Origin of the sequence: Corallococcus sp. AB045 (assembly GCF_003668895.1) — a bacterium.
Classification (GTDB): Bacteria; Myxococcota; Myxococcia; order Myxococcales; family Myxococcaceae; genus Corallococcus; species Corallococcus coralloides.
This window is the reverse complement of sequence record NZ_RAWN01000266.1, coordinates 1-10,687: the sequence shown is the minus strand read 5'-3', so window position 1 is coordinate 10,687 and position 10,687 is coordinate 1. Positions and strand designations below refer to the sequence as shown.

At 68.1% G+C, this 10,687-nt stretch carries 7 protein-coding genes; all 7 read left to right on the top strand.

Annotated features, from left to right (window positions below):
- A partial coding sequence (locus tag D7Y21_RS37325) for an ELWxxDGT repeat protein (protein WP_121718236.1) occupies window positions 1–1,523 on the top strand: 1,523 nt, incomplete at its 5' end.
- A gap of 76 nt (window positions 1,524–1,599) precedes the next feature.
- A complete protein-coding gene (locus tag D7Y21_RS37320; protein ID WP_120565235.1) occupies window positions 1,600–2,676 on the top strand; it encodes an MBL fold metallo-hydrolase in 1,077 nt (358 codons plus the stop codon).
- 59 nt (window positions 2,677–2,735) lie between these two features.
- Window positions 2,736–3,641: a glycoside hydrolase family protein gene (locus D7Y21_RS37315; RefSeq protein WP_121718235.1), complete on the top strand. Its 906-nt coding sequence runs from the start codon at window positions 2,736–2,738 to the stop codon at window positions 3,639–3,641.
- 92 nt (window positions 3,642–3,733) lie between these two features.
- Window positions 3,734–5,707, top strand: coding sequence for a serine/threonine-protein kinase (locus D7Y21_RS37310; RefSeq protein ID WP_121718234.1), 1,974 nt, complete (start codon window positions 3,734–3,736; stop codon window positions 5,705–5,707).
- A gap of 71 nt (window positions 5,708–5,778) precedes the next feature.
- A complete protein-coding gene (locus tag D7Y21_RS37305) occupies window positions 5,779–7,374 on the top strand; it encodes a serine/threonine-protein kinase (RefSeq protein ID WP_121718233.1) in 1,596 nt (531 codons plus the stop codon).
- A 101-nt stretch (window positions 7,375–7,475) separates the two neighbouring features.
- Entirely contained in the window at window positions 7,476–9,365 is a 1,890-nt protein-coding gene (locus tag D7Y21_RS37300; RefSeq protein ID WP_121718232.1) for a serine/threonine-protein kinase, read from the top strand.
- Between the two features lie 62 nt (window positions 9,366–9,427).
- Window positions 9,428–10,687, top strand: a 1,260-nt coding sequence (locus tag D7Y21_RS37295; protein WP_233612441.1) for a serine/threonine-protein kinase, incomplete at its 3' end; no start/stop codon positions are given.

Genomic DNA, 10,687 nt, shown 5'->3' with positions numbered 1-10,687 from the left:
TGTCCTTGCTGGTGGTGGGGGTGGGCTGCGGCGGGGCGCTTCCCGAGGAGCAGACGGAGGCGGGGCTCGCACAGGAACCCACCTTTGCGCCAGAGGTGACAGCGGAGGGCCTCTGCCTTCCCACCGCCGCGGGCACCCAGCGGGTGAAGAGCATCCTGCCTCCTTCGGAGCTGGGCATCCCGCGCTTCGCGATGGGGCCGGGCGGCTTCGTGGACTTCCAGGGGACGCTGCACTTCGCGGTGAACTACGAGGATGGCCGCCGCGGCCTGTGGCGGAGCACCGGCACGGACGCGGGCACCACGGAGGTGAAGGGCTTCCCGGCGACGGCGGGCAGCGGGACGCCGCTGTTGTCGCAGCTCACCGCCACCCCGGCGCGACTCTTCTTCCAGGCGCCGGACGCGACGCACGGCGCCGAGCTGTGGGTCAGTGACGGGACGGAGGCCGGCACCCGGATGGTGAAGGACCTGACGCCGGGCGTGGAGGACTCGTACCTGACGCACCTGACGGCGGCCGGCTCCACGCTGGTCTTCTTCAAGGAGACGTACGACGCCTCGGTGTCCACCACGCGCTATGAGCTGTGGAGGTCGGACGGCACCGCCGCGGGCACGGCGCGCGTGCGCGACTTCGGCACGGGCGTGGACGTGAGCTACCTGGACGCGAAGCAGGGCAACGCGCTGCTGTTCTTCGTGCGCGAGCTCCAGGGCGCCACCTCCCTGTGGCGGACGGACGGCACCCCCGCGGGCACCTTCCAGCTGAAGCGGCTGGACGCGGGCCCCGACACCTACCCGAACGACGTGCGCACCACCGGCGCGCTCACCCTCTTCAAGCTGGATGAGTCGAGCGGCCTGTCGGAGCTGTGGAAGACGGACGGCACTGCGGGCGGCACGCTGCGGCTGGCGTCCTTCGGCTCCACGCGCGCGATGCGCGTGCTGGGCGCGCTGGGCACGTACGCGTACGTCACGACGACGTCCTACAGCACCCAGTACATGGTCATCTACCGCGTGCCGCTCACGGGCGGGAACCCGGAGCCCGTGGTCACCCTGCCCAACGACTACGCGTCGCAGGGCGAGGCGTTCCCATACATCGAAGCCGTGAGCCAGGTGCCGGGGGGCAGGAAGCTGTACTTCGCCGTGGCCATTGGCAGCAACGGCCCCGCGCCCCGCGACACGCAGCTGTGGGTGACGAACGGCACCGCCGGGGGCACCACGCTGCTGCGCCGGCCGCTCAGCCTGTCGGACGAGTACGGCTCGCCCGTGTACGCGGCGGCGGACAACCTGGTCTTCTTCGCCTCGGAGGAGATGCTCCCGGTGGGCCTGGAGCCCTGGGTGAGCAACGGCACGGCGGCCGGGACGCGCCGGCTCAAGGACATCGCGTCGCAGGGGACCACGCGGTCCTCCTATCCGCGCGAGTTCTTCCGCCTGGGCAGCCGCGTCTATTTCAGCGCCTATGACGACACGCTGAACGCCCAGCTCTGGTCCACCCAGCTCAGCCACGCCTGCATGGCGCCGGAAGACACACAGTAGGCGCATGGTGCCTCCCCGCCCGGGCTCCAGGCGGGTGGCCGTGCCGGGCGGAGGCGTGGGTGTTAGTAACCGCCTCATGCCCACCGTCAGTGACAGCGCGCGCAGCGCGGGACTCCGCCTCGAACGCAGCCGGGCCTCCCGTCAGTTCGAGGGTCACGGCTTCCGCAACACCGCCCCCGTGGGGGCCGGCATCCAGGGGAGCGCGCTGCCCCTCCTGGGCGAATACTTCTTCGGCGGCACGCAGCGCACGCCGCCCGCGCCGCTGCCGGTGGATGATCCGCGCGGCGCCTGGGCCCGCGCGCCGGACACCGGCCTGCGCGTCACCTGGCTGGGCCACAGCACGATGCTGCTGGAGGTGGACGGGGCGCGCGTGCTGACGGACCCCGTCTTCGGCGACCGGGTCTCGCCCGTGTCCTTCGCGGGCCCCAAGCGCTTCCACGCCACGCCCGTGCCGCTGGACGCGCTGCCGGACCTGGACGCGGTGCTGGTGTCGCACGACCACTTCGACCACCTGTGCCGGAGCACCATCCAGGCGCTGGCGAAGCGGCGGGTGCCCTTCGTCACCGCGCTGGGCGTGGGGCGCCACCTGGAGGCCTTCGGCGTGGCGCCGGAGCTCATCACGGAGCTGGACTGGTGGGAGGAGCACCGCGTGGGCCCGGTGTCCTTCCGCGCGGCGCCCGCGCAGCACTTCTCCGGCCGCGGCCTGGGCGACCGCAACAAGACGCTGTGGGCGTCGTGGGTGCTCACCACGGACAAGCACCGGCTGTTCTTCAGCGGCGACACCGGCCTCACCCCGGAGTTCGAGGAGATTGGCCGGAGATGCGGCCCCTTCGACCTGGTGATGATGGAGGTGGGCGCGTTCCACCCGAGCTGGGGCAGCATCCACCTGGGCCCGGAGAACGCGCTCAAGGCGCACGCGATGCTGGGCGGCGGCACGCTGATGCCGGTGCACTGGGGCACCTTCAACCTGGCGCTGCACGCGTGGGACGAGCCCGTGGAGACGCTGGTGAAGCTGGCCACGGAGCAGCAGGTGCGCCTCTTCACGCCGGGCCTGGGCCGGAGCCTGGAGCCCTCGCGCGTGGAGGGTGTGACGCCGTGGTGGCGCGACGTGGGCGAGCCCCGCCTCGTTGCCCCGGCTGGCGCCGTGACGTGAAGGCCGCGTGACGCCAGGACTCGACGCCCACCCGACACCCGGGCGTAGAGTCCCTGGCCATGCGCCCCTCCCTCCGGCTCCCCGTCGCGCTGGCCCTGGCCGTCCTGCTGTCGCCGCTGCTGGCGTGCGACCCCGCGGCCGGGGAGCCATCCCAGCCAGAGGATCCAACCCCTGGCGTGACGAAGAGCGAGAAGCGGGGACTCGGGTATGGCTATCACTCGGCGGAGGACCTGAAGGCGCTCTCCCCGGGGATGAGCTGGTGGTACAACTGGTCGCCCAAGCCGGAGAGCGGCGCGGCCAGCGTCTACGTCTCGGAGAAGGTCTCCTTCGTGCCCATGGCCTGGGGCGGCACGCCCACGGTGGCCCAGCTCGAGTCGGAGATTCCCGCGGGCGCGCAGCACCTGCTGGGGTTCAACGAGCCCAACTTCAAATCACAGGCGAACAAGACGCCCCGCCAGGCCGCGGCGCTCTGGCCCGTGCTGGAGGAGGTGGCCCGCCGCAAGGGGCTCAAGCTGGTGTCCCCGGCGGTGAACTACTGCGGCGACTGCGTGTCGGAGGACGGCGTCACCTTCACCGACCCCGTGGTGTACCTGGATGCCTTCTTCAAGGCCTGCGCGAACTGCCAGGTGGATGCCATTGCCATCCACTGGTACGCGTGCGACCTGAGCGCGCTCAAGTGGTACGTGGGGCAGTTCAAGAAGTACGACAAGCCGCTCTGGCTGACGGAGTTCGCGTGCGGCGACATGAAGCCCTCCACCGCAATCACCGTGGACGTGCAGAAGAAGTACATGGTGGATGCCATTGGCTATCTGGAGACGGAGCCCGCCATCGAGCGCTACGCGTGGTTCTCCGGGCGCAACAACGAAATCCCCTCCATCAACCTGCTGGGCGCCTCCGGTGAGCTGACCGAGCTGGGCCGCCTGTACGTCACGCTCGCCGCCGGGGCCGAGAAGCAGTCACCCTGACCGGGTGAGGTTCCAACCTACACACAGGGTTGGACAGACGCGAAGACGTCTATTCGGTGGTCCCGGGATTCTGGGGCTAAGGTAGACGGCCCATGACGCTCGACGCGGGGGACACCTTCGGGAGGTATGAGCTGGTGTCCTGGCTGGGCCGGGGCGGCATGGCGGAGACGTGGCATGCCCAGCTGGTGGGCGCGGCGGGCGTCACCAAGTCCGTGCTGATCAAGAAGGTCCTCCCGGAGTACGCGGACGACGAGGCCTTCATCTCCATGTTCATCAGCGAGGCGCGCATCTCCGCCACGCTGTCCCACGGCAACGTCGCGCAGGTCTTCGACTTCGGGCAGGTGGAGGGCGAGTACTTCCTCGCCATGGAGTTCGTCGACGGCAAGCCGCTCGACAAGGTGCTCAAGCGCGCGATGCGCAGCGGACTGCCCGCGCTGCCCATCCCCGTGGCGGTCTTCATCGCGATGGAGATGTGCCGGGGCCTGCACTACGCGCACTCGCGCACGGACAGCAGTGGGAAGCCGCTGGGCATCGTCCACCGCGACATCTCTCCGGACAACGTGCTCGTCAGCTACGAAGGCCAGGTCAAGATCGTCGACTTCGGCATCGCCAAGGCGCAGCTACAACGGGGGTTCAAGACCGCGCCGGGCGTGGTGAAGGGCAAGTACCTCTTCTTCTCCCCCGAGCAGGCTCGCGGTGAAGAGGTGGATGCGCGCACGGACGTCTGGGCCACGGGTGTCGTGCTGTATGAGTTGCTGTGCGGCCGGCTGCCCGTGGATGGCCCGCCGCATGTCGTGATGATGAAGGTTGCTCACGGTGAGATTCCGCCGTTGAGCCAGCTGCGGCCGGACCTGCCGGAAGCGCTCAACCGCATCGTCCTCCAGGCGCTGAGCCCGGATCCGGAGCAGCGCTTCGCCACCAGTCACGCGTTCGGGGATGCGCTGGCGGGCTTCCTGTATGCGAATCATCCGCGCTTCTCGTCATTGAGCCTCGCGCACCTGCTGAGGGTGCTGTTCCGGGGCGACCTGTTGAACGAAGGCCGGGAGCTGGCGGTTCCCGACGACTTCCTGGCGGAGCTCAAGGCCTGGCGGAACCCCGTGACGCTGGACCAGCTCCCCACGGTTCCCCACCTCCGGGCCATCCAGACGCCTCGGCCATCCCCCGCGCCGGTCGTCGTCACGCGCGAGTCCCAGGAGGAGGCGGCGCCGGATGTGCCCACGGCCGAGATCGCGCCGGTCCGCCGCTCCCGCTCGCCATGGGTGGGACTCGCGGTGGGGAGCATGGCCCTGCTCGCGCTGGGCGGTGGCGTCTGGTGGACACAGCTCCGGCGCGCACCGGAAGTCCCGCGGGGAGAAAGCTCCACCGTGCCGCCCGTGGTGGCGGCGGCACCGGCGCCAGCACCTGCAGCCGTGGAGCCCGTGGTGGCGGATGCAGGAGTGACTCCGGAGCCACCGCCGCCTCCGCCCTCGTCCCTGGCAGCCATTGCGTGGAGTGATGCCCGGGTGCGCACCCTGCTCGACGAAGTGTATCGCCTGAGCAAGAACAGCAAGGAACTGACGCGGGCCGCGAAGCTGGTCCAGACCTGCGTGGACGCGGTGCCTGACAACGTGGACTGCCGGCTGGCGGCGGGCCTCACCTACGAACGGCTCCGTTCCATCGACAAGAGCGTGAGCCATTACCAGGCCTTCCTGCAGAACGCGCTCCCCACCGATCTCCGGCGGAGCGCTGTGAAGGATCGACTGTCGGCCTTGCTTCAGCGCAAGCCCCAAGCGCAGACGCCCGCCAACGAGGCGGAGCTGGAGTCCTCCCGAAGCGCTGTCCTGATGCACCTGACACGAGGCCGCCAGAAGGAAGCGCTGGACGCCGCAAACCAATGCGTGGCGCGGCTCCCCCGGGAGCCGGACTGTCACCTGTTACAGGGTGACGTCCTGGCGAAGATGAATCAGGTCTCGGAGAGCGCGCGAAGCTATGAGCGCTTCCTGGCGTTCGCGCCCGCGAATCATCCGCGACGTCCCGATGTCTTGCAGAAGCTCGTCGAGCTGCGGGCGACCGGCGCCACGGACTGACCCGGTTTCACGCCGTCACAGGGGGCCTGCATTCGGGGCTTCCCAGGTTCCGGATAGGATGCGCGCACCATATGGAACTGCAAGCCGGAGATACCTTCGGAAGGTATGAGTTGGTGTCCTGGCTGGGCCGGGGCGGCATGGCGGAGACCTGGCACGCCCAACTGGTAGGCGACGCGGGTGTCACCAAGCCCGTGCTCATCAAGAAGGTCCTCCCGGAGTACGCCAACGACGAGGCCTTCATCTCCATGTTCATCAGCGAGGCGCGCATCTCCGCCACGCTGTCCCACGGCAACGTCGCCCAGGTCTTCGACTTCGGCCGCGTGGAGGGTGAGTACTTCCTGGCCATGGAGTTCGTGGATGGCCAGCCGCTGCACCGCGTCCTCAAGCGCGCGCAGAGGAGCGACCTGGGCCGGATGCCCATTCCCATCGCCGTCTTCATCGCGATGGAGATGTGCCGGGGGCTGCACTATGCGCACACGCGCACGGACGGCAGTGGCCGGCCGCTGGGCATCGTCCACCGCGACATCTCTCCGGACAACGTGCTGCTGGGCTACGAAGGTCAGGTCAAGATCGTCGACTTCGGCATCGCCAAGGCGCAGCTCATCCGCGGCATCAGCACGGAGCCCGGCGTGGTGAAGGGCAAATTCCACTTCTTCTCTCCGGAGCAGGCGCGCGGAGAGGGAGTGGATGCGCGCACGGACGTCTGGTCCACGGGTGTCGTACTCTATGAATTGCTCTGCGGGAAGCTGCCGGTGGAGGGCCCGCCGGCCGTGGTGCTGAGTCGCGTTGGGAACGGTGAGATTCCCTCGCCGGCCACGCTCCTGCCGGACCTCCCGAAGGAATTGAATGACATCGTGATGAAGGCGCTGACGCCGGACCGCCAGCGGCGCTTCGACTCCAGCCACGCGTTCGGGGATGCGCTGACGGCGTTCCTGTATGCGAACTTCCCGCGCTTCTCTTCCATGAGCCTCGCGCACCTGTTGCGAGTGCTGTTCAAGGAGGACCTGACGCAGCATGGTCGCGAGCCGTCCGTCCCGGGCTCCTTCCTGGAGGACCTGAAGGCGTGGAGCAAGCCGGCCGCGCCAGCGAAGCCCGTGGCCCCACCCCTGGTGCTCCAGCGGCAAACCCGGCCCGTCCGGGCGGTCAATCCGCCGGCCATGGCAACGCCAGCGCCGCGGGCCCCCACGACGTCTCCTGCCACCTCGAGCCCGCTGCGCACCGGGTTGAAAGTGGGAGGGCTGCTTGCCGTGGCCGCGGGCCTGTTGCTCCTGTGGAGGCATCAGACGGCCATGCAGCCCATGGAAGAGCCTCCTCCCGTGCCCGTGGCGACCCTGGAGCCACCGCCCGAGCCGACGCCCACACCGGTCGCCGACGTGGCGCCACAGCCCTCGGCGCCCTTCAAGGAGGTCATGGACCTGCAGCAGCAGATCCAGGCGCTGATCGAGGAGAAGGACTACGACGTGGCGCTCGTGAAGGCCCAGCTTTGCATCAAGCTCGATCCCACCTTCCCGGAGTGTGAGCGGTACCTGGGTTTTCTCTACGCGGAGCTCGGCAACGCCACGCTGAGCGAGGAGCACTACAAGGCCTACGTGAAGCTCGCAGCCCAGGATGATCCCACCCGGGCACGCGCCATGGAGGAGCTCGGGAAGTCCGGCGACGCGGGTTGAGCGGTCAGCCTTTCCACTCGCTGACATCCCAAGCAGCCAGGCAGAAGAAAGGCAGCCTCGATTCTGCCATTCATGGAATCTGGGTTTAGAGTGTCTGCCCCATGGCACTCCAGGCGGGCGATGTCTTCGGGCGGTACGAGCTGGTCTCCTGGCTGGGCCGGGGCGGCATGGCGGAGACGTGGCGCGCCCAGCTGGTAGGCGACGCGGGCGTCACCAAGCCCGTGCTCATCAAGAAAGTGCTTCCCGAGTACGCCAACGACGAAGCCTTCATCTCCATGTTCATCAGCGAGGCGCGCATCTCCGCCACGCTGTCCCACGGCAACGTGGCCCAGGTCTTCGACTTCGGCCGCGTGGATGGGGAGTACTTCCTGGCCATGGAGTTCGTGGATGGCCAGCCGCTCCACCGCGTCCTCAAGCGCGCGTTGAAGAGCGACCTGGGTGCCCTGCCTGTTCCTGTCGCGGTCTTCATCGCGATGGAGATGTGCCGGGGGCTGCACTACGCGCACACGCGCATGGACAACAGCGGCCGGCCGCTGGGCATCGTCCACCGGGACATCTCCCCGGACAACGTGCTGCTGGGGTACGAAGGCCAGGTCAAGATCGTCGACTTCGGCATCGCCAAGGCCCAGCTCATCCGGGGCTTCAAGACGGCGCCCGGCGTGGTGAAGGGCAAGTACCTCTTCTTCTCTCCGGAGCAGGCGCGCGGAGAGGACGTGGACGCGCGCACGGATGTCTGGGCCACCGGCGTCGTGCTCTATGAATTGCTCTGCGGGAAGCTGCCCGTGGAGGGGCCGCCTCACGTGGTGATGATGCGCGTGGGGCGGGGAGAGATTCCCGCGCCGAGCGTGCTCCGGCCGGACCTGCCGAAGGAATTGAATGACATCGTGATGAAGGCGCTGACCCCGGACCGGGAGCAGCGCTTCGACTCCAGCCACGCGTTCGGGGATGCGCTGGCGGGGTTCCTGTATTCGAGCTTCCCGCGCTTCTCCGCCATGACCATCGCGCACCTGCTGCGGGTGCTCTTCCGGGGGGACCTGGCGCAGGAGGGCCGCGAGCTGTCCGTGCCGGGCTCCTTCCTGGAGGAACTGAAGTCCTGGCGCGTGCAGACCGTGCCGGAGGAGCCGGTAACACCGCTGCCCTCCGCCGAACGCCAGACCCGGCGCGTCCGGCCTGTGAACTCGCCGGTCACGGCGACAACGGCGCCGACGCGGCCTCTGTCCATCGTGGCGTCCTCTGGAACCTCACGCCCGCTGCTCTACGGGTTGAGCGCGGGAGGATTGCTGACCGTGGGGGCATGCGTATGGATCTTGTTGAATACGCACTCGCCCGAGACCTCCGTAGGGGCTCCACCGCCCACGCCCATTCAGCAACCGTTTGCCGTGACGGGAGTGAGTCCCACCCAGCCCGACAAGAAAGAGTCCCAGACAAACGCTCCCGTGACTCCCCCGGTTGCTGGTGCCGACAACATGGGCACCATCTCGATAGCGGAAGTCTCCACCGTCCACGAGATGACGCTCTACATCCGCGACGCCATCACAGAAGACAAACTAGACGAAGCACTCGCCACGGCGAATCGCTGCATCAAGATGTTTCCCAACAACCCACGCTGCCGGACTGCGCTTGACCTCGTTCAGTCAAAATACGGCGACACGCAGCCGCCAGCCGACACAGCCACAACAAGGCCGCCCTCTCGCACTGGCGCCAGCTCAAAAGGCTCTACCTTTCTTCCGGCGGACATCAACGAAGTCCGCTCCATCGTCGACAGACTCAACAAAGAAGGCCGGATACATGAGGCCCTGGCGGTAGCCCAGGCTTGCGCGGACAGGGACCCGAAGGTCCCTGAATGCCATCTCATGCTTGGCGTGCTTTATGCCAAGCTCAATGACCGTGAGCGGAGCGACAAGGCTTACGAACGGTTCTTGACGCTCGCCCCTCCTGACCACCGCCTCCGGGCACGTGTCGTCGACATCCTGAGCCGCTCCTCCCAGTAGAAAGCCGATCCCACAGAACTGTTTCGCATCCTGAGGACATCTGGCTTTAGGATGCCCGCCCCATGGCACTCCAGGCAGGCGACGTCTTCGGTCGGTACGAGCTGGTCTCCTGGCTGGGCCGGGGCGGCATGGCGGAGACGTGGCGCGCCCAGCTGGTGGGCGACGCGGGCGTCACCAAGCCCGTGCTCATCAAGAAAGTGCTTCCCGAGTACGCCAACGACGAAGCCTTCATCTCCATGTTCATCAGCGAGGCGCGCATCTCCGCCACGCTGTCCCACGGCAACGTGGCCCAGGTCTTCGACTTCGGCCGCGTGGATGGGGAGTACTTCCTGGCCATGGAGTTCGTGGATGGCCAGCCGCTCCACCGCGTCCTCAAGCGCGCGCTGAAGAGCGACCTGGGTGCCCTGCCCATCCCCATCGCCGTCTTCATCGCGATGGAGATGTGCCGGGGCCTGCACTACGCGCATACCCGCACGGACAACAGCGGCCGGCCGCTGGGCATCGTCCACCGGGACATCTCCCCGGACAACGTGCTGCTGGGCTACGAAGGTCAGGTCAAGATCGTCGACTTTGGCATCGCCAAGGCCCAGCTCATCCGGGGCTTCAAGACGGCGCCCGGCGTGGTGAAGGGCAAGTACCTCTTCTTCTCCCCGGAGCAGGCGCGCGGAGAGGACGTGGACGCACGCACGGACGTCTGGGCCACGGGCGTCGTGCTGTATGAGCTGCTCTGCGGGAAGCTGCCCGTGGAGGGGCCGCCTCACGTGGTGATGATGCGGGTCGGACGCGGCGAGTTCGCGGCCCCCAAGGTCCTGAGGCCGGACCTGCCGGACGCCTTGAATGAAATCCTGCTGCGAGCGCTCGCTCCGACCCGGGACATGCGCTTCGAGTCCAGTCATGAGTTCGGGGATGCGCTGGCGGGGTTCCTCTACTCGAACTTCCCGCGCTTCTCCGCGATGACCGTTGCCCACCTGCTGCGCTCCCTCTTCCAGGCGGAGTTGGTCCAGGGAGGCCGGAAGCTGGAAGTGCCGCACTCCTTCCTGGAGGAGATGAGCGCCTGGCGAGCTCCTCCGCCCACCAGGGCTCCTCGCACGCGGAGCTCCACGGAGCCAGGCAAGCCGCGCTCTTCGCGCATTGAAACCCGTCCCTCCGGCTCGGAAACACCCGCTCCCATCCAGGAGGCGCCACGTCAGCGTCTCTACCCGCTGGCCCTGGCGACACTTCTGGGGCTCGGCGCGTCCTGGTGGCTGCTGTCGAACGCGAATGCCCCGGAGGTCCAGCCCCGTCCCCTCTCCGCCAGGAACGTTCCGCAGCCTGTCAGGGAA

Excerpts from the sequence above, each read along its gene's own strand:
- D7Y21_RS37310 (WP_121718234.1), top strand. The coding sequence starts at position 3,734 with ATGACGCTCGACGCGGGGGACACCTTCGGGAGGTATGAGCTGGTGTCC.
- D7Y21_RS37300 (WP_121718232.1), top strand. The coding sequence starts at position 7,476 with ATGGCACTCCAGGCGGGCGATGTCTTCGGGCGGTACGAGCTGGTCTCC.
- D7Y21_RS37315 (WP_121718235.1), top strand. The coding sequence starts at position 2,736 with ATGCGCCCCTCCCTCCGGCTCCCCGTCGCGCTGGCCCTGGCCGTCCTG.
- D7Y21_RS37305 (WP_121718233.1), top strand. The coding sequence starts at position 5,779 with ATGGAACTGCAAGCCGGAGATACCTTCGGAAGGTATGAGTTGGTGTCC.
- D7Y21_RS37320 (WP_120565235.1), top strand. The coding sequence starts at position 1,600 with ATGCCCACCGTCAGTGACAGCGCGCGCAGCGCGGGACTCCGCCTCGAA.